Raw genomic sequence first — 19,543 nt, 5'->3', positions numbered from 1 at the left:
GAAAAGAGACCACCATAGCGAGGAGATTTCAAGCAATGAAGGGATTATAGTTGGCGGGAGGTACTGGGAGTCGATTGCGGCCTCACAACTATACAGGGGCAAAGCAATTGATAACCGTAGCCAACCGTCCGATATTGTTTTATGCCATGGATGCCCTGGTAGCGGCGCAGATTACCGAGATTGGTGTGGTTGTAGGAGAAACCCAGAACGAAGTGAAAGCAGCACTCCAAGATGGTTCTGATTTCGGTTGCCACATTACCTATATTGAACAATCGGCTCCCTTAGGATTAGCCCATGCGGTGAAATCATCCCGTCAATTCTTGGGCGACTCTCCGTTTCTGATGTTTTTAGGAGACAACTTGTTGCGTGGTGGCCTCACTTCGCTCGCCGAAGGGTTTCGTCAAGGGGATTACGCGGCCTCGATTCTCCTGACGGAAGTGCAAGATCCACGGCAATTTGGTGTGGCGGTATTGGATGGAGAGCGAGTTACCCGCTTAGTGGAGAAGCCAGCCGAACCTCCTTCTAATTGGGCGCTGGTTGGCGCTTATTGCTTTTCGCCAGTGATCCATGAGGCGATTTCTCTGCTTACACCGTCATGGCGCGGTGAGTACGAGATTACTGATGCCATCCAAATTTTAATTGACCGCAACCTACGGGTGCAATCAACGCGGGTCGAAGGATGGTGGAAGGATACGGGGCATCCAGAAGATGTCCTAGATGCGAACCGTCTAGTTCTGGAAGACCTTACCCCGTTGAGTGGTGGACGGTTAGTAGAGAGTGACGTTCGCGGACGGGTCGCGATCGCGGACGGGGCCGAAGTGATCCGCTCGGTGGTGCGGGGCCCTTGTACCATTGCGTCAGGGGCTCGAATCGAGGATAGTTATGTGGGACCCTATACGGCTATCGGCCCTAATGTGGTGATCCGGCGCACCGAAATTGAAAATAGCGTGGTACTGGCTGAGAGCATCATCGAGGATGTTCCCGAGCGAATTGACCAAAGTCTCATTGGACGTGGGGTCAAAGTTTGTGGCAAACAAGGACGACCGCGTGCGATTCGTCTGGTGTTGGGCGATCAGAGCCGAGCCGAAATTTAGGCGGACTGGAGTCGGCGATGGTCCCTCTGTGAATTCTGAGAGGTACGTACGAGTTAACGAACGACCTAATGGAGGGTGAGCATGAGTCGGTTTGGAAGTATTGAGGGCGTCATCGTGAAAACACTGAAGCGGCATCCCGATGATCGCGGATTTTTTCAGGAGATATTACGGGACGATGACCATCTTTTGCGCCGTTTTGGACAAGCATCCCTCTCCATGAGTTATCCTGGGGTGATTAAGGCATTTCACTACCATGAGCGCCAAGATGATTTATGGTTTTTTCCGGTGGGGTCAGCGCAGGTGGTGTTGTATGACATGCGTGAGGATTCTCCCACCCAGGGAATCACGCAAGTACTCTACCCGGGAGACGCCAATCCCCAACTGATTGTGATTCCGGTTGGCGTAGTGCATGGATATCGAGTGTTGGGAAACCAACCACTGATGATTGTGTACTTCACGACGGAGTCCTATGTTCCTAGTAACCCCGATGAAAAACGATTAGCCTGGAATGATGCGACCATAGATTTCGATTGGTCGACCGCATTTCGTTAGGTCAATTGCAGGAGGATGAGTATGCGGGTAATGGTGACTGGCGGGCTGGGATTTATCGGCTCTCACCTGGTACGACGCTTGTTGCGTGAACCGGATGTTAGCGTCGTGAATGTGGATGCTCTGACGTATGCGGGAAATTTATCCAATTTAATTGATGTCAATGGTCCTGAATCGCGCTACTCGTGGCGTCGAATCGACATTGCCGATCAAGCGGCGGTGGAAGCGGTCTTTATGGAGGCCGCGATTGATGTGGTTATCCATTTAGCGGCCGAGTCACATGTGGATCGCAGCATCGAGTCAGGCATTGGGTTCGTCCGGACCAATGTGCTGGGCACCCAAGTGTTGCTAGAGAATGCCCGGCGTTTTCATGTCGGGCGATTTGTGCATGTGTCGACCGACGAGGTGTATGGGAGCTTACCTCCTCAGGGGGTCTTTACGGAACAATCGCCACTTCAGCCGAATAGTCCCTATTCAGCGAGTAAGGCCGCCTCCGATTTATTGGTTCTGGCCGCTTTTGAAACCTATGGCCAGGATGTTGTGGTGACGCGATGTTCAAATAACTACGGCCCTTACCAGTTTCCAGAAAAGTTGATGCCTCTCTGGATCACCAATGGTCTGGAAAACAAACCATGGCCCATTTATGGCGACGGATTGAATGTTCGCGATTGGCTTTACGTGGAAGACCATGTGGAGGGCTTGTGGCTGGCTTTGACCAGGGGTACGGCGGGGAGCGTCTATAATTTGGGTGGACGTAATGAACGTAGCAACCGTGAGGTCGCTAGCGAATTACTGCGGCGTTTGGGACTGCCGCAGAGCGTCATTGTGTCGGTGCCGGATAGACTGGGGCACGATCGGCGTTATGCGATAGATCCCACAAAAGCTGAACACGAATTGGGCTTTCGGGCTCATATGTCGTGGCAGGATGGGCTCGACGCGACGGTCGCCTGGTATCAAGAGCATCGAGATTGGTGGGAATCTATTAAGTCGGGGGCCTATAAAGAGTATTATGCTCGCCATTATGAGACGGGGCGGGACAATGAGGGGTAGGCTGATTTTTGCGGTTCTTGTTGCACGATTGACCGGTTGGATTAGTCGTATGACGGGACGCGGAGGGAGTTCTCTTCCGGGACTTGTGGCGAGGCGTATCGATCCAAGGGTGCTATCAGAGTTAACCCAGGACCTTGTGCAAGGTGTGGCTCTTCTCACCGGCACCAACGGCAAGACCACCACGGCGGCCATGATACGGCACATTTTATCGCAGTCGGGCCGAGCCACCGTGTCTAATCGAAGCGGTGCCAATCTGATATTGGGATTGACGGCCAGTGTGGTTCAGGCAGAATCGGGCTTTCGAATTTATCCGCGCGCGGACTTGGCGCTACTTGAAACGGATGAGGCAACCATGCCACGAGCGAGCCAGGAGATTGGACCGCGAGTCATCAGTGTCACCAACTTCTTTCGCGACCAGCTCGATCGGTATGGGGAGCTTTCGACGACAGTGCAATTTGTGCGGCGAGGCATTGACCACTTATCTCCTGACGGACAATTGGTGCTCAATGCGGACGACCCCCAAGTGGCACGGTTAGGTGATAGCGCACAACACGTGATTTATTATGGTCTTGAGGGCTCCTCAGATTCTAGTCTCGGAGAATACGACACCTTAGATGCTCGCTTTTGTCCGCATTGTGGGGCCGCTCTGTCCTATGAAAGGCGCTACTTTGCTCACTTGGGGCACTATTCTTGTTCGGGATGTGGGTGGGTTCGTCCTCTCCCGCAGGTGAGCGTGGAGTCATGGAATCGCGAGCAGCACACGCTCACCCTGCGTATTCGTGACGAGGTCCATACGGTTCCGTGGACGATGCCCGGTATTTACAATATTTATAATCAAATAGCGGCCATTGCCACGGCGCTGTCGTTAAATGTCGCGGTCGCGGAGATTAAAGCGGCCTTAGAGAGTTTTCGTCCCGCCTTCGGTCGTATGGAAACATTCTCGGTTGGCGCACAAACTATTTGCATCGCCCTGGTAAAGAATCCGGTCGGATTTAACCAAGTACTGGCGACGATGGAGGAGGAAAAAACGGCTGTCTCGGTCCTGGTGGTGATCAATGATCGCTACGCGGATGGTCAAGATGTGTCGTGGTTGTGGGACGTGGATTTTGAGAAGTGGGCTCATCGAATGCCGGTCAGACGGTGGTGGATTAGTGGTGTGCGGGCTTACGATATGGCGATACGCTTAAAATACGCGGGTGTGAATCCGGAGTTAATCGAGGTTGAGGTAAATGTCCTCATGGCACTAAAGCGTGCCGTGCAAGGGATAGAAGATGTACCGCTCTACATTCTTCCAACCTATACGGCAATGTTGGAGGTGCGGGAATATTTCACGCAAGAAAAATTGGTGAAGCACTTTCGAGAAGGGTAGGGTTATGGTAGATACTCAGCGGGGTGCGCCGCTTATTGTGGGAACAGCCGGGCACATCGATCACGGGAAAACCACCCTCGTGAAGGCGTTGACGGGTCAAAATGCCGATCGTCTGCCCGAGGAAAAGGCGCGTGGAATCACGATCGATTTAGGGTTTGCACATATGGTATTAGCAAATGGGCAGCGGGTGGCATTTATTGATGTGCCAGGGCACGAGAAATTTGTGCGCAATATGGTCGCCGGAGTTCATGGGATGGATGGGGTATTACTGGTGGTGGCGGCCGATGAAGGAATTATGCCACAGACGCGCGAGCACCTGGATATCTTGCGGCTCTTGGGAGTGACACAAGGAATTACCGTGATTACGAAAGCCGAGCTAGTGGACCCGGAGATGCTGGAACTGGTCCAGATGGTGGTTCGCGAGGCTGAAGAAGGTACTTTTTTGCAAAACGCGCCGATGATTGTGGTTGACGCACTCACCGGGCGTGGGATTGAGGCACTCACTAGTGCGCTTGAACATTTGACGCATCAGTGGCAGACCCGAAAAGCTGCCGGTCCTGTCCGCCTTCCTATCGACCGGGTGTTTACCGTCAAAGGATTCGGAACAGTGGTTACCGGCACATTAGTGTCGGGCACTATACGGAGTGACGAGAGCTTGGAACTTGTGCCGGGCAATATTTCTACGCGCATTCGCGGATTAGAAGTGCATAATGAGGCGGTGCTGGAAGCGGGTGCAGGCCAACGGGTGGCGGTGAACCTTTCCGGCGTAGACAAGAAGAGTGTCCAGCGAGGGCAGATTTTAGCCACTCCGGGTCAGTTTTCAGGACGAGACGTGGCCCAAGTGGCGCTCGAATTGCTAAACGAAAGCCCGCCGTTAAAGGACCAGAGTCGTGTTCATGTGCATTCAGGAACCGCCGAGGCAATAGGCCGACTATACTTTTTTGACCGTCAAGAACTCTCGCCCGGCGGCGAGGCGTACGCAGAATTGCGTCTCGAAACGCCCATGCCGCTGGGGCGATCAGATCGGATTTTGATACGGTCTTATAGTCCGGTGTATACCATTGGCGGTGGTCAAGTGCTGGAAGTAGGGATACATCATCGCAAGAAGGAAGCTCGTCACGTGGATTACCTAGCGAAATTACATCAGGGGCGCGATGAAGACCTGGTCCATGAATTCATGCAAAGAGCGGTCATGCCGGTCGCTGTTGATACGTTGTCGCAGGAGACTTTACTGACTGTCGAAGATATTCAATCCCTCAATGATCCGGCGTTGGAATGGATTAGCGCAACCTGGTTGTGGGATCGAACGATGTGGCTCTCGTGGCAGGCAAAGGTACAACAAGTTTTGAATCCCTATCTTGTGCAGAGACCGCTGAGACCGGGGATGCCGCTTGATGAACTGAAGAACCTGGTGGCTTCCAACTGGCCGAATAAGGTGTTTCAGGCCAGCCTCAGTCATGGGGGATGGGTAATTGATAGAACCTGGGTGCGTATTTCCGAGCGCCCTACCGTCCCGCCAGCCGATGCACTGTCGTGGGTGGAAGAGGTGTATCACGAGATTCTCCGCGCAGGATTGAAGCCTCCGCACGTCAGTGAGTTGCATGCGGCGTTGGCTCACCCTGTCGCCTATGTGGATGACGTGCTAGAATACTTAGTTTTAGGGCGTAGGCTGTATCGATTGGAGGATGGATTATGGCTGGCCCATGAAGCCTATATGAAAGGCAGGCAGCAGGTGGTGGAGGCGCTGCAGAATCGGGGCCCGCTCAGCACCAGCGATTTGAAAGATGTGTTAGGCATTAGTCGGAAAATGGCGGTGCTGTTTCTGGAACTGTTAGATAAAGAGCGGGTCACCCGCCGGATTGGGGACCAAAGGACGTTGGTGAGCTAATGCAACGAGTGGAAGTCGCGTGGAGTAAGATGCCTAAGGGTGCTTTTGGGCAAAGTGGCGATAGTATAGAGCTGGTAGAGCGTCCGCTTGGCGGGCTGACCCTCATCTTGGCTGACGGTCAGGGGTCGGGTCCGGCCGCCCGCCGGATTAGTCGTATGGTCGCTATGAAGGCCGTGCAATTAATCGCTGACGGATCGCGTGATGGGGCGGTGGCGAGGGCGGTCCAAGATATGTTATATACGGCCCGTGAGGGGCGAGTCACAGCGACGTTGGCATTGCTGAGCATTGACATGCACACGAAGACGTTGGTAATTGCCCGCAATGCTCCGAGTCCTGTGATTGTGCGCCAAGAGGGCCGCGTGTTTCGACTTGAGGGTGGGGCAGAGGTGATTGGTACCTACCGTAAGACCCGACCTGCTATGACCGAGCTCGCTGCCACGCCGCTTAGTCTGCTGTTGACGTATTCGGATGGCCTGATGCAGGCAGGGCGACGCTTTGGGAAAATGATCAACTGGGAAGAATGGGAAGAACGCTTTGCCAGTTTGACGGTGGATTCCCTGTCGCTATTTGTGTCAAATCTCATGGAGTATGCTTTGGAACTGGAACACGGGAGACCGAATGATGATATTAGCATCATGGCTCTAGGACTGAGAGAGGAAGATAGTTCTGCCCTACGACAACTTTCGGCCACCATCCCCTACTAGTGCTATCGTGCTGGTAGGCGTGTGTGCATCAGGCAAGACGACCATTAGAAGGCGTCTCAGAGAACGTGGGATCACGGCTAAAGCTATTGCTCAAGAGCACTCTCGAGTTGCAGATTTGTATAAACGCAACGGCCAGTTTGTGGTGGTATTGGTAGCAAGTTGGCAAACCGTGCATCGTAGGCGGGATCTTTCCTGGGACCGGCAGTTCTATTTGACGGAATGGCGCCGTCTGACGGCCGCCCGAAATGACGCTGTGTTAGTGATTCACACGGACTTGTTAACTCCCGATGAAGTGGCCGACCGTATTGCAGGATGGTATGATCAGCGCATGAACTTGATAGGCCAATGGCAGCTTCACCCAGAGTGGTCCCATGCACAGCGGGCTGAGGTGCGGAAACTGTTACAGCCGTCGTAACTCGAGGGATGGTTTGACAGTCTTTTCGGCACCGGTTTATAATGAGTCGATTTTCTGACAGGGGGCGAGCCGATGCGCCAACGCAGTATTTTTTCGTTGGTCGCGCTGGTAGCAATTATTATTGTTGCTGGCGGCTATTTTTCTTTTATTAATCCAATTACCAAGCATTTGAAATACGGATTAGACCTTAAAGGCGGGGTTACGGCGACATATCAAGCCGAGCCGTCGCCGGGCGCGCCCGTAGACTCAAATACCATGGCCAAAGCCATGGAAATTTTATCCTACCGGGTGAATAAACTCGGGGTCAGTGAACCAGTCGTACAGCAAGTAGGAAAAAATCGTATTACGGTTGACTTGCCCGGAGTTAAAAACCAGGAACAGGCTCTGAACTTTTTGGGAGAGACCGCTCTTTTGCAAATTAAGAGTCCTAAAGGGAAGGTTCTCTTAACGGGAAATGATTTATCCAATGCCGTAGCGGGTATTTCACAAGGACAAGACGTCGTGGAATTAACCTTTGATGCGAAAGGCACCGCGCTTTTTCGGGAGGCCACTACCAAGTATCTTAATCAGGCTCTGCCTATCTACTTGGACGGTAAGTTGTTAGAAGCACCCACCGTACAAAGTGTCGTCCCCGATGGCAAAGCTCAGTTGACGGGCGGATTTGCGACACTTAAGCAGGCACAAAAAATGGCGTTGCTGCTTCAGTCGGGAGCCCTACCGGTGAATTTGAAGGTGTTGGATGTGGAGACCATTAGCGCCACGCTAGGACATCAGTCCATTGTTGAGTCGGAGCACGCCGCCGTGATTGCCATTGTGTTGATTGGCTTGGCAATGATTTTCTGGTATCGGCTCGCAGGACTCTTTGCTGATATTGCGTTAGCTGTCTATGCATTCTTATTAGTGGGAGCGCTTGAAGTCATTCACGCAACCATTACCATTCCCGGTATCGCGGGTATTATTCTGTCGATGGGGATGGCGGTGGACGCCAATGTTATCATTTTTTCGCGTGTACGTGAAGAAATGGTCGCAGGCAAGTCTGCGCGGGCCGCGATAGAGATTGGTTTCCGAAATGCTATTCGGGCTATTTTGGACTCCAATGCTACCACCTTTATCTCTGCCGTGATTTTGTTCTTCCTTGGCAGTGGCGATGTAAAGGGATTTGCCCTGACGTTGATGATTGGGATTGTGATTTCGCTATTCACCGCGGTCATCTTGACGCGGCAATTTATAAGACTTATCGCGGACGCCGGATGGGCTCGAATTCGCGCAGTCTTCGTAGGTTAGGGGGAGCACCATGCCATTTCGGGTCGATTTCTTAAAGCGCTGGAAGCTCTGGTTTGTGGTGTCCGGTATCTTTTTGATTATTGCGCTGTTCGGCATCTTTGTCCGCGGATTAAACTACGGAATTGACTTTACTGGTGGAACCCAGATGGACTTGCAATTCAGCCACGCCATTAGTGTCACCCAGGTGCGAGGGGTGCTGGATGGCCAGGGTCTGGCTCAGTCCACGGTGGTATACATTGGTCACGGCAACCGTCAAGTACTGGTTACCACTCCAACCATCAGTGAACATGAGCGGGGAGTGTTGCTGACAAAGATGAACTCCGTCGCCTCGTACAAAGAAATTTCTACGAGCCGAGTTTCGTCGATTATTGGTCAGCAAACCGAGCGCACGGCGCTTATTGCGGTCCTCATTGCCACCGCGGCCATTATTCTCTATATCGCGATTCGGTTTGAAATGCGATTTGCGGTGGCCGGGATTATTGCCCTATTGGTGGATGTCATCGTGACGGTAGGGCTAGTGGCCTTGATTCATGTGGTGCTAACCACGTACTTCATTATGGCGGTCCTGACCATTTTTGGGTATTCGATGAACGACCGTATTATTGTATTTGACCGCATTCGAGAAAACTTGCATAAGCAAAAGAAGAATGAGCCATTAGATGAGGTGGTCAATCGCAGTTTAAATCAGGTATTGATGCGGTCAATCAACACCTCGACGACCGTGATGATGGCGTTAGCTGCGCTCTTAGTGTTTGGGGGTGCGACTATTCGGGATTTCGCCGTGACCATGCTGTTAGGGGTGTTCATCGGGACGTTTACCTCGCTGTTCATTGCCAGTCCGGTATGGGTCTTATGGCGAAAACATGATGATGCCAAGCGGAGAACCGCACCGAAACCGGCATAAAATTGCGTAATGTCGCCAAAATTGGGTGAGGATATCACTCAAGGAGGCGATCGGATGAAATCGCGCGATGTGGTGCGGCAGTCAGTGAAATTTTGGAATGGGCCCTGGATGATGAATAGCGTATGGGAGGACGGGCGAGGTGTGATCGCCCGTTTTTTCGTGGAAAATGATGCACTACAGGTCGAAGTAGAGGTCACTGACGCGTGGCATGCGCCCATCATGGCCGACGCCAGTGCCAAGAAGCTTATCCTAGAGGCCGAATCGCAGTCGGTTCAGATTCCGCTACCCGAAGAAGTCGTCCCGGGACATCTGGAGCTGGTTAAAGGTGAGGGGGGCGCGTATTGTCTGACACTGACGCGCCGGGGACTCAAAGGGCAACTGCCGCAATGATTTGGGTGGTGGAGTCTCTAGCATGGATGGCCTGCCTTTTCACCGATGGCCCCTGGCTTATCGCAATTGTCGCATTAGAGGTGGTGGGCGGGAGAGCTTTTTATCGTGATTGGTTGGTCGTGATGACGGAATTCGCCATCGCAATCGTCATAGAGTTGATTTTGCGACGGATGCCCTCTGCGAACCGGGTTTTGCCGAAAGCGTATGACGCGGCGCTTCAAGGCGCGGCCATTGGCGGATACACGATTTTATTCGGCACGTTACCAGGGCTCCTGTTGTGGCAATTGAGTCTCGGTGTTGATGCCGAGCATCGTATGCATAAACTTTTAGCAATGACAAAACAGCGCATGATGCCCCGAGGTATTCGTCTTGTAGCGGGGATTCTTTTGGTTCTGGCGTATCAGGCGCGGGCATGGCTGTAGAGGTTTGATACAATAAAGGGGTGTGGTCCACGGTGATCTCGACCGAAAGCGGCCGCCACACGACGGCTCGGTCAGCACGTTGGAACCTCCTATTTAACATCGGGATGATGGTTGCCAAATTAGGGGTGGGCATCGTTGGTCACTCAGAGGCATTAGTGGCCGATGGATTGCATAGTGGGGCCGATGTTTTGGCCTCCATAGCTGTCGTGATGGGCCTTAGGGTAGCAGGGCGTCCGCCGGACTCTGACCATCAGTATGGCCACGGTAAGGCGGAGGCCATTGCTCAGAAGGTGGTTGCGGTGTTTCTGCTGTTGGCGGGACTAGAAGTGGTGAACATGACACTCGAATCATGGAGCCACGCAGTGCGGCCCTCCATACTGGCCCTGATCGTCGCGGCGGCGGCGGTAATCCCGAAAGCTTTGATGGCTTGGGCGCAAAGCAAACTGGCGCGGGTCAGTGGAAGTCATGCGATTTTGGCCGAGATGCGAGATAATGAGACCGATGCCCTGGCGTCCCTGGTGGCGGCTCTCGGCATTTTGATCGCCCGGTGGGGACCTCGCAGTGCTGACAGCGTGGCCGCGTTAGGGGTGGCCGGGCTATTGTTCTGGGCCGGAGGAGATGTCTTTCGCACCGCTGCCCATGATCTCATGGACGAAGCCGCTGATGCCGCTATCGAAACAGACATTCGGGCCCGAGTGCTTGGCACTCTGGGGGTGTTGAATATCGCGACGCTTCGTACCCGCATGAATGGCAGTCAGACGTTTGTAGATCTGGAAATTGTGGTGGCGCGAGACCTCAGTTTGGTCGAGGCGCATACCCTTGCCCATGGTGTGGAGCGCACCGTGATGGAAATGACGTCGGTGCAGGGCGTCACCGTGCACGTGAATCCGGCAGAAGAGGGCGGTCAGATGTGAAGACACAACGATTGTGGCGTGAGCCCTGTGATGTGGATGATATTGCCGAACTGAGTCGGGCGCTCGCTGTATCTAGGCTCGAGGCGGAGTTTCTGTGGCGCCGCGAAATACGATCGAACGAGGCATTTTTGGCGTTAAGCGAAGCGGCGGAACTCGCGTCCCCCTATGAGTTATCTGATATGGACAAAGCGGTGACGATTATACGGCAGGTTTTGAAGTCGGGAGAGCGTCTCAGAATTTATGGGGATTATGATGCGGATGGGGTCACCGCGACGGCACTCTTGTATCGTGGGCTAAGAGCCCTAGGATTTCGCGAGCAACTGGATTTTTATATTCCTAACCGTTTCGATGAAGGATATGGTTTGAATGTGGAGGCTGTATGGCGTGCTCACCATGAAGGAATTGCCCTGATGGTGACGGTAGATTGTGGCTCGAGCTCGCCCGAGGCGGCAGATTTGGCGCGAACACTTGGGATGGGAATCGTGATTACGGATCATCATGCCTTAGGGGCAGTGTGGCCGAATGCCGAAGCGCTGGTGAATCCTGAGTGTCGTCAGTCTGAGGATCGTCTGTCGGGGGCGGGAGTGGCCTTACAACTGGTGCGCGCGCTATTAAATGATGAAGTGCCAGAAATGTTGTATGGCATTGCGGCAATCGGGACAATTGCGGATGTGGTGCCGTTGAAGTACAGTAATCGTTCGTTGGTGCGGCGGGGGCTAAAGGCGCTGCGTGGAGGGGCTGTTCCTGGGCTGACGCAATTGTTTTTAGACCAAGGTCGACCGGTGGAACAGGCTGGTGTCGGTGATGTGGGCTTCATGGTCGGGCCGCGCCTTAATGCCGCTGGGAGAATGGGAGATGCTGGGTTAGCGACAACGCTCTTGACCTCCGATCACCCTCGGGAGATTGCGACGGCGGCAGGGCGTCTGACGGCGCTCAATGCCGAACGCCGGACTATCGAGCAGCAGTTGGTCACCGAGGCGTGGTCGCTTTTGCCGCGTGACCGTGACGGTCACCTGTATCCTTTCACGGTGATCGCCGGAGATGGCTGGCATGAAGGAGTCGTGGGGATTGTGGCCTCACGATTTCGCGAGTGGTTGGCGCGTCCTGTGGCCGTCGTGACCTATGATGGCGATCATGGGAAGGGGTCCGCCCGAAGTGTTGAGGGGTTTAACCTGATTGCCCATTTGAGACAGTCTCGCGAGCGATTTACTAAGCTAGGAGGCCACCCGGGGGCCGCCGGATTTAGCTTGCACAGGCAAGATGCCGGCGAACTCAGTGCGCTCTTATCGCAAAATTTGCCACCATCCGTGCTTCGCCAACAGTATCGCGGTTTGCAGTACGATGTGAAGGTGGGGGGCGCCGATGAGGCTCGTGCCATCTGGGCCATGGTGGAGAAGTATGGCCCATTTGGCCATCACTTCGAGATGCCGCGGGTCTTAGTGCAAGGAACGGTGGGACAGGCTCGAACCATGGGACAAAACCAACAGCACCTCTCACTGACGCTGAAAGAAGATACTACTAGGGCCGTGGGATTTGGCCTGGGGCGGTGGGCTTCGGGCCTTATGCCGGGAGCCCCAGTGCAACTCTTGGCCACCTTAGAAGAAAATTGGTATCGGGGGACGGTTACTCCTCAGTGGCGCATTCAGCGTGTAGACGGGCCACATCCGCGGCGTGCGATGCCATTAGAGTCACTGGAGTCAGCACCAGCACCAACCGTGGGCACGATATGGGTGGCGAGCAGCGATCGGGCTCTTCGGGAGTGGGCACCCAAACTCGGCGCCGTTCCGTATTTGTCACGATTACCGCTGGGAGAATTAACTGCCGTGGAGGAGTTATTTCGTCGCGGCCTCATCGACGCCATCATGGTCAACGAATGGCGAGAGTGGCCCAACTTGTTTGAGAGCGCGCATGCTGTCGTATGGCTGTCGCCACCTTCGAGCTCGCGTCGCCAGGAAGAAGCTGCAGCGTTGCTCAGCGAGGACGGCAGAGCCTACCTATGGGATGTCGTGGCCAGCCGTGATTCCAACAAAAAGGCCGGACGACTGGCTGTGAATCGTGCTGCCTTGACGCGACATTGGCGTCAATGGCAGGATGGTAGGGTTGGGCTGACGGTAGGGCGGGCCATATTTAATGAATTGGGGTTAAGCCCCGGGGAGGCGACCGAAAAACGGCCGCTCGACACCAGTTTTTTGTATCGCTTGGCGTTATGGCAAGCTCAGAGAGACGAATGACGACGTGATGGAAGAAGGCGAAGTTTATGGCTTGGATGGACTATTTGCGAGAAATCCCTGACTTTCCAGAACCAGGGGTGTTGTTTCGTGATGTGTTGCCAGTGCTAGCGTCGGCACCGGCTTACAAAGAAGTACTGGATGGATTGGAGCACCTAGTGCGACCCCTGCACATCGACGTGGTGATGGCCCCAGAAGCGCGCGGGTTTCTCTTAGCTGCACCATTGGCGGACCGCTTAGGCGTTTCATTGGTGCCGGTACGAAAGGCCGGAAAATTGCCGGACCCTGTATTTCGGGAGAAGTATACGTTAGAATATGGGGAAAATCAGTTGGAAGTGGAAGCCACCGAACAGCTGAGGGGTCGGCGTGTTGTGATTATCGATGACGTGCTGGCGACCGGGGGCACGGTGCGCGCCTGTGCCAATCTTGCCGAACGTTTACACGCTCATGTAGTGGGGTTTTCTTTCCTGATTGAACTGTTGTCCCTGAAGGGTCGTGAGCGCCTTGCGCCTCACCCGGCTCCGGTGTTGGCGTTGGTCAGCCTATAGGGACTACAGTTAAGAGGATGGTGTCTAGCGGCCAGAGGAGGGATTCGAATGACGGGCGTAGATTTAGTCGAACAGTTTGGATTTCGGGCCCATTCGCCTGAGGCCGATCAAATTACGGCGGCGATGACGTTTGCGGAGGAGGCGCATCGCGGTCAAAGTCGTGCTTCAGGGGATCCCTACGTGGCGCATCCTCTCGCAGTGGCGTCGATTCTGTCCGAATTGAAGCTGGATTCTCCGACAATTGTTGCCGCGTTGCTTCATGATGTGGCAGAGGATACCGCGTATACCATTAGTGATATTGAGGAGCGTTTCGGATCGGAAGTCGCTCAATTGGTGGATGGAGTGACCAAGCTTGATCGACTGGAAGAACGGACCCGTGAAGAAGAACAGGCAGAAAACTTGCGCAAGATGTTTTTGGCCATGGCCAAAGACATCCGGGTCATTCTCATTAAATTGGCGGACCGATTGCATAACATGCGGACGTTAAAGCACTTGACGGCCGATCGCGTACAACGGATTGCGAAAGAGACCATGGAGATTTATGCTCCCTTGGCGCACCGGCTGGGGATTTTTCGGATTAAGTGGGAATTAGAAGACCTAGCGTTTCAACATTTACAACCGGATGCCTTTCAAGAAATGAAAGAACTGGTAGCCAAGAAACGGCGTGAGCGCGAAGCCGCGGTCGAAGGGGTGATATCGGAATTAAAGAATCGCCTGGAAATCATCGGCACGGTGAGCGAGGTTTCGGGTCGTGCTAAGCATTTATATAGTATTTATCAAAAGATGTACAAACACGGTAAGGATTTTGCAGAAATTTATGACCTAGTCGCTGTGCGGGTATTGGTGGAGTCGGTGAAAGATTGCTATGCGGTGCTTGGCTTGGTGCACTCCCTGTGGAAGCCGGTCCCGGGCCGATTCAAGGACTATATTGCCATGCCTAAATCCAATTTGTATCAGAGTCTGCATACCACTGTCATTGGTCCTCATGGAGAGCCGCTGGAAGTGCAGATTCGCACCTTTGAAATGCATCACACGGCGGAATATGGAATTGCCGCCCATTGGCGGTACAAAGAGGGCGGGAAAGCTGACCGAGAGTTTGAGCAGAAACTCTCATGGCTTCGTCAACTGTTGGAGTGGCAACGCGATATGCGCGATGCGTCAGAATTTATGGAAACTCTGAAAGTGGATCTTTTTAGTGATGAGGTGTTTGTGTTTACCCCTAAGGGGGATGTGGTTGATTTGCCGGCCGGAGCCACACCGATTGATTTTGCCTATCGCATTCACACCGATGTCGGGAATCACTGCGTGGGGGCAAAGGTGAATGGTCGGATCGTGCCACTGGCATCGACATTGGAAAGCGGGGATATTGTTGAGGTATTGGTCAATCGCAAGTCTCCAGGACCAAATATTGACTGGTTAAGCATTGTTCATACCTCACAGGCCAAGACCCGCGTGCGTCAATGGCTGCGTAAGGAACGGCGCCAAGAGCATCTCGCGAGAGGTCACGAGATTTTAGAAAAAGAGCTGAAACGCCAAGGCTTGGGATTGTCGGCAGACCGATTGCAGGATGTGATTCGCCGCTTAGGCCATGGGACGGTGGACGAGGTGGCGGTCTCCTTAAGTGAAGGCAATATTACCGCGCCTTCTTTGATGGGACGGATAAAAGATGAAATCGAGCGTGAACAGGTCGCGCTGGTCCCGGTCTCCCCCAGTGCGAAGGGAAAATCAAAGGCTCCTTCGGGTCCCGGCACCGATATTCTGGTGCGCGGCGAAGGACGCATGTTGACGCGATTGGCCAGATGCTGCCAACCTGTCCCCGGCGATCCCATTATCGGATTTTTGACGCGCGGTCGGGGGGTATCCGTCCATCGCCTTGGATGTCCCAACGAGAAGGAGTTGTCACGGACACCGGAACGTTTAATTGAGGTGAGTTGGGACGTTCGCGAAGAAAGTATTTCTCGCCATCCGGTGGAGTTACGAGTCTATGCTTGGGATCGCCCTGGACTATTGGCCGATGTGGCCAATGTTGTGGCCGACTCGAATATAATTTCTGCCAAGGCTCGAGGGTTCCGAGATCGCACCGCCGTGGTCGAAGTGCACCTGGAGGTCCGAGACTTGGCGCAACTGACCCACCTCATTAGTCGACTAGAAGGACTTCCCTATGTTCAACGGGTCGAACGCGTCAGCCGGGAGAAAAGCTAAATGAGAGCCGTGGTGCAGCGTGTGTCTTTGGCCAAAGTGGAGGTTAACAAACGTATCGTCGGACAAATCGGCGACGGGCTCGTGGTGTACTTGGGAGTTGGGAGGAACGACTCGCAGCGAGAGTCGTTGTGGCTTTCGGAAAAGGTACTCCAACTGCGCATTTTTTCCGACGATGCAGGAAAGATGCGTCATGCGTTAAAAGAGGTCAACGGAGGCCTTTTGGTGGTGTCTCAATTCACGTTGTATGGTTCCGTGACAGGCGGGCGGCGGCCGGACTTTGGGGAGGCAGCTCCGAAAGAGCTAGCCGAAGCGCTGTATGAGGATTTTATCTCTCGGTGCCGCGAACAAGGATATCCGGTGCAAACCGGAGAGTTTGGGGCGCACATGGAGGTTTACCAGGTGAATGTGGGCCCCGTCACCATTGAAATTAATACTGACGAGGTGATGAGTCATGGGTAGTGAGGATTTTCAAACCGCACGTGGAACACGCGACGTTTTCCCCCCGGAATCATGGGCACTCGAGGGACTAAAGGCCATTGCGCAACGAACGGCAGGGCAATTCGGGTATGACTTGCTAGAAACGCCAATATTTGAAAAGAGTGCCGTGTTTTTGCGTGTCGGGGAGTCGACCGACATTGTTCAGCATGAAAGTTATCGATTTACCGATGTTGGGGGAGATGATCTGACCCTGCGACCCGAGGGCACCGCTGCCGCCGCGCGAGCCTACGTGCAGCATGGCTTGTTTAGTGCTCCCCAACCAGTCAGAATGTTTTACATTGGCCCTATGTTTCGGCGAGAACGGCCTCAGGCGGGTCGGTACCGCCAACACACGCAATTTGGTGCGGAGTTATATGGCAGTGAATCGCCTCTGGCCGACGCTGAAGTGATGTTATTGGCCACTCAAGTGGTGGCTATCGCGGGTCTGTTGGAGCCGACAATTCGGGTGAATTCCATTGGCTGTGAAAACTGCCGTCCCGCATATCGGGCGGCTCTTATTGAGTTTTTTGAGGAACGGCAGTCACAATTATGCCAGGATTGTCAGGTGCGTCTGAAACAAAACCCGCTACGATTATTGGATTGCAAGGTGGATGTGGATCTGCGCCAGAGTGCACCTGATCTGAAAGATTTTTGGTGCGGGGACTGTGCCCAGCACATACATACGGTGATGGAAGTGGTTCAAGGCAGTGGCAGGCGGATTACGAGAGATGCGAACTTAGTACGCGGACTCGACTATTACACCCGAACGGTCTTTGAAGTGGGTCATCCCAGCTTGGGCGACCAGATTGCCCTCTTTGGAGGGGGGCGATATGACGGATTGACGGCTAATCTTGGCGGGCCTAGTGTTCCCGCCGTGGGTTTCGGGATGGGACTGGAACGCCTGTTAATGGCCCTTCCGGCCAAGCCTTCGGCATTGTCTGACGCCGAGCGCATTTACGTGGCGCACCTTCCGAGTTTCGAAAATGAGGCCTATATAATGGCTCAATCACTGCGTGAGCAGGGACTGTCGGTCGACGCTGATATTCTTGGCCGCTCTCTCAAGGCGCAACTCAAAGAAGCCGGGCGGCGTGCTAAGTGGGCCTTGATTATTGGGGGATCAGAGTGGGAAAATGGGACGGTTAATGTGCGCGACTTAACGATGGGAACACAAGAAGTCATTTCTCGTAATGATGTTGAGCAGTACCTACGAGAACGATTATAGGGGGAACAGTATGAGTGGTGGGCGGACCCATTATGCGGGGCAAATAACGGAAGAAAATGTGGGCAACTTGGTCACGGTGGCGGGCTGGGTGCATCGGCGACGCGATCATGGTGGTGTACTGTTCGTCGATTTACGCGATCGCACGGGATTGGTGCAAATTGTCTGCGAGCCGTCAAATGGAGCGTTTGCCGCGTTAGACCCGGTACGCTCAGAATACGTGGTGCAGGTAACCGGGACGGTTCGCTTACGACCACAGGGGATGGTGAACGCCGATCTGGCGTCGGGAATGGTGGAGATTGTGCCTGACACGGTGAGCATTCTGTCAAAATCAGAGACTCCGCCTTTTAACCTGAACGATGCCAGCACTGTGGACGAACTGTTGCGGCTAAAGTATCGATATCTCGATCTGCGTCGGCCCGAACTGACGAGGAATATGATGCTGCGCGACCGCAGTATTACCGCAATTCGATCCTTTTTTCATCGGCATGGGTTTTTGGACATCGAAACCCCGGCTCTCGCGCGGTCAACCCCTGAAGGCGCGAGGGACTTTTTAGTGCCCAGTCGAATTCAATCCGGGGCATTCTATGCGCTTCCCCAAAGCCCACAAATCTTTAAGCAGTTGCTGATGGTGGCGGGCTTGGATCGCTACTATCAAATTGCCAAAGTCTTTCGCGATGAAGACCTTAGAGCGGACCGACAACCCGAATTTACTCAGATCGATGTCGAAATGTCGTTCATGGACCGGGAAGGCATCTTATCATTGATGGAAGAGATGCTACGGGAATTGTTTGATGAGGTGATGGGGGTGCGGCTTCCCGCATTTCCGCGCATGAGCTGGCAAGATGCGATGCATCTTTATGGATCTGATAAGCCCGACTTAAGGGCGGGCCCACCTCTTTGTACGTTGACTGAAGTAGCCCACCGGATTGACTGGCCGGTTTTCCAGCAAGCCGCCCATGTTGTTGGGGTGGTCTTGAAGGACTATCGACCCTCTCGTCGCGAACTGGATCAGTGGGTGGAATCCGCGCAGGCGTTGGGGGCAGGGGGACTCATCTGGATCGCGTTCGGGGCGGAGGAGATGCGCTCATCGGCATCGAAATGGTTAGGTGCCGAAGGGATGACCTCGTTATTGGAGACAGCGCAGGCCAAAGAGGGTGATGTCCTATTATTGGTGGCGGGCGCCGATCTTCGCACCTATCAAGTGGCAGGTCAATTGCGACTGCAGTTTGCTCGGAACGAGCAACGACTGGAGTCGGGGTGGCGTTTTCTCTGGGTGACAGAATTCCCACTCTTTGAGCTTTCGGAAGAAGACGGACGTATTACGTCGGCGCACCATCCTTTCACGATGCCTCATCCAGAGGATATCGAACACCTGGACGCGGACCCGTTAACCGTTCGCTCGGAAGCCTATGATGTGGTGTTGAACGGAGTCGAATTAGCCTCTGGCTCATTGCGAATCTACCAACCTGAGCTGCAACAACGCATTTTTTCGGTGTTGGGTCTCACCGAAGAGGAGATTTCGAGTAAATTCGGATTTTTGGTTGATGCCTTTCAGTATGGAGCGCCGCCGCATGGAGGCATCGCATTTGGGCTCGACCGATTGCTGATGTTGATGGCAGGAGCGGAAAGCATTCGAGATGTCATCGCTTTCCCCAAAACCGCACGCGGGACAGATCCGTTGATGAATTCTCCGGCACCCGTGGATGAAGCTCAACTTCGCGATGTCCATCTTCGTGTGCGAGTATAGGGAAATTCCAAAAGGAGCCGCGAGTGTTCGGCTCCTTTTGGCCCCTTTTATCGTACCGCGGTCGGCACGAACAGGTCGACCAGACCAATAATAAAGGCGGCAATAAGGGCGCCGATAATGGTGACATGCATACCCG

18 protein-coding genes are annotated in these 19,543 nt (G+C 53.9%); all 18 read left to right on the top strand.

The genetic code is table 11. The annotated features are described in order from the left end of the window. Nucleotides 1-50 precede the first annotated feature (50 nt). Complete coding sequence (locus ACOJWD_RS08045) at nucleotides 51-1,094, top strand: glucose-1-phosphate thymidylyltransferase (protein WP_486992707.1); 1,044 nt, start codon at nucleotides 51-53, stop codon at nucleotides 1,092-1,094. A gap of 81 nt (nucleotides 1,095-1,175) precedes the next feature. Then, nucleotides 1,176-1,646 (top strand): dTDP-4-dehydrorhamnose 3,5-epimerase family protein, encoded by a 471-nt coding sequence (locus tag ACOJWD_RS08040; RefSeq protein ID WP_486992706.1) that lies wholly within the window; start codon nucleotides 1,176-1,178, stop codon nucleotides 1,644-1,646. A gap of 21 nt (nucleotides 1,647-1,667) precedes the next feature. Beyond that, entirely contained in the window at nucleotides 1,668-2,693 is a 1,026-nt protein-coding gene (gene rfbB, locus ACOJWD_RS08035) for a dTDP-glucose 4,6-dehydratase (RefSeq protein WP_486992705.1), read from the top strand. Then, nucleotides 2,683-4,062, top strand: a complete 1,380-nt coding sequence (locus ACOJWD_RS08030; RefSeq protein WP_486992704.1) for a MurT ligase domain-containing protein — start codon at nucleotides 2,683-2,685, stop codon at nucleotides 4,060-4,062. Before rfbB ends, ACOJWD_RS08030 begins: the two co-directional genes overlap by 11 nt. Nucleotides 4,063-4,066: 4 nt before the next feature. After that, nucleotides 4,067-5,950 carry a selenocysteine-specific translation elongation factor gene (selB, locus tag ACOJWD_RS08025; protein WP_486992703.1) on the top strand — a complete coding sequence of 628 codons (1,884 nt, stop codon included), beginning with the start codon at nucleotides 4,067-4,069 and terminating at the stop codon, nucleotides 5,948-5,950. After that, nucleotides 5,950-6,654: a PP2C family protein-serine/threonine phosphatase gene (locus tag ACOJWD_RS08020; RefSeq protein ID WP_486992702.1), complete on the top strand. Its 705-nt coding sequence runs from the start codon at nucleotides 5,950-5,952 to the stop codon at nucleotides 6,652-6,654. Before selB ends, ACOJWD_RS08020 begins: the two co-directional genes overlap by 1 nt. A gap of 115 nt (nucleotides 6,655-6,769) precedes the next feature. Then, nucleotides 6,770-7,069 (top strand): hypothetical protein, encoded by a 300-nt coding sequence (locus ACOJWD_RS08015; protein WP_486992701.1) that lies wholly within the window; start codon nucleotides 6,770-6,772, stop codon nucleotides 7,067-7,069. Between the two features lie 72 nt (nucleotides 7,070-7,141). Then, entirely contained in the window at nucleotides 7,142-8,353 is a 1,212-nt protein-coding gene (secD, locus tag ACOJWD_RS08010) for a protein translocase subunit SecD (protein ID WP_486992700.1), read from the top strand. 10 nt (nucleotides 8,354-8,363) lie between these two features. Further along, a complete protein-coding gene (gene secF, locus ACOJWD_RS08005; protein WP_486992699.1) occupies nucleotides 8,364-9,257 on the top strand; it encodes a protein translocase subunit SecF in 894 nt (297 codons plus the stop codon). 54 nt (nucleotides 9,258-9,311) lie between these two features. Further along, nucleotides 9,312-9,647 (top strand): hypothetical protein, encoded by a 336-nt coding sequence (locus ACOJWD_RS08000; protein ID WP_486992698.1) that lies wholly within the window; start codon nucleotides 9,312-9,314, stop codon nucleotides 9,645-9,647. Then, nucleotides 9,599-10,069: a hypothetical protein gene (locus tag ACOJWD_RS07995; RefSeq protein WP_486992697.1), complete on the top strand. Its 471-nt coding sequence runs from the start codon at nucleotides 9,599-9,601 to the stop codon at nucleotides 10,067-10,069. Before ACOJWD_RS08000 ends, ACOJWD_RS07995 begins: the two co-directional genes overlap by 49 nt. 32 nt (nucleotides 10,070-10,101) lie before the next feature. Then, a complete protein-coding gene (locus tag ACOJWD_RS07990) occupies nucleotides 10,102-10,983 on the top strand; it encodes a cation diffusion facilitator family transporter (RefSeq protein WP_486992696.1) in 882 nt (293 codons plus the stop codon). After that, a complete protein-coding gene (gene recJ, locus ACOJWD_RS07985; protein ID WP_486992695.1) occupies nucleotides 10,980-13,214 on the top strand; it encodes a single-stranded-DNA-specific exonuclease RecJ in 2,235 nt (744 codons plus the stop codon). Before ACOJWD_RS07990 ends, recJ begins: the two co-directional genes overlap by 4 nt. A 26-nt stretch (nucleotides 13,215-13,240) precedes the next feature. Continuing rightward, nucleotides 13,241-13,759: an adenine phosphoribosyltransferase gene (locus tag ACOJWD_RS07980; RefSeq protein WP_486992694.1), complete on the top strand. Its 519-nt coding sequence runs from the start codon at nucleotides 13,241-13,243 to the stop codon at nucleotides 13,757-13,759. Nucleotides 13,760-13,807: 48 nt separating this feature from the next. Then, nucleotides 13,808-15,961, top strand: a complete 2,154-nt coding sequence (locus tag ACOJWD_RS07975; RefSeq protein WP_486992693.1) for a RelA/SpoT family protein — start codon at nucleotides 13,808-13,810, stop codon at nucleotides 15,959-15,961. Then, nucleotides 15,962-16,420, top strand: coding sequence for a D-aminoacyl-tRNA deacylase (gene dtd / locus ACOJWD_RS07970; protein WP_486992692.1), 459 nt, complete (start codon nucleotides 15,962-15,964; stop codon nucleotides 16,418-16,420). Beyond that, nucleotides 16,413-17,660, top strand: coding sequence for a histidine--tRNA ligase (hisS, locus tag ACOJWD_RS07965; RefSeq protein WP_486992691.1), 1,248 nt, complete (start codon nucleotides 16,413-16,415; stop codon nucleotides 17,658-17,660). Before dtd ends, hisS begins: the two co-directional genes overlap by 8 nt. Before the next feature lie 10 nt (nucleotides 17,661-17,670). Continuing rightward, on the top strand, nucleotides 17,671-19,407 hold the full coding sequence (aspS, locus tag ACOJWD_RS07960) for an aspartate--tRNA ligase (RefSeq protein ID WP_486992690.1): 1,737 nt from the start codon (nucleotides 17,671-17,673) through the stop codon (nucleotides 19,405-19,407). Nucleotides 19,408-19,543: the final 136 nt, after the last annotated feature.

The sequence above is a fragment of the Sulfobacillus sp. TH-112 genome, assembly GCF_057473405.1.
This window is presented reverse-complemented; position numbering and strand designations above follow the sequence as displayed.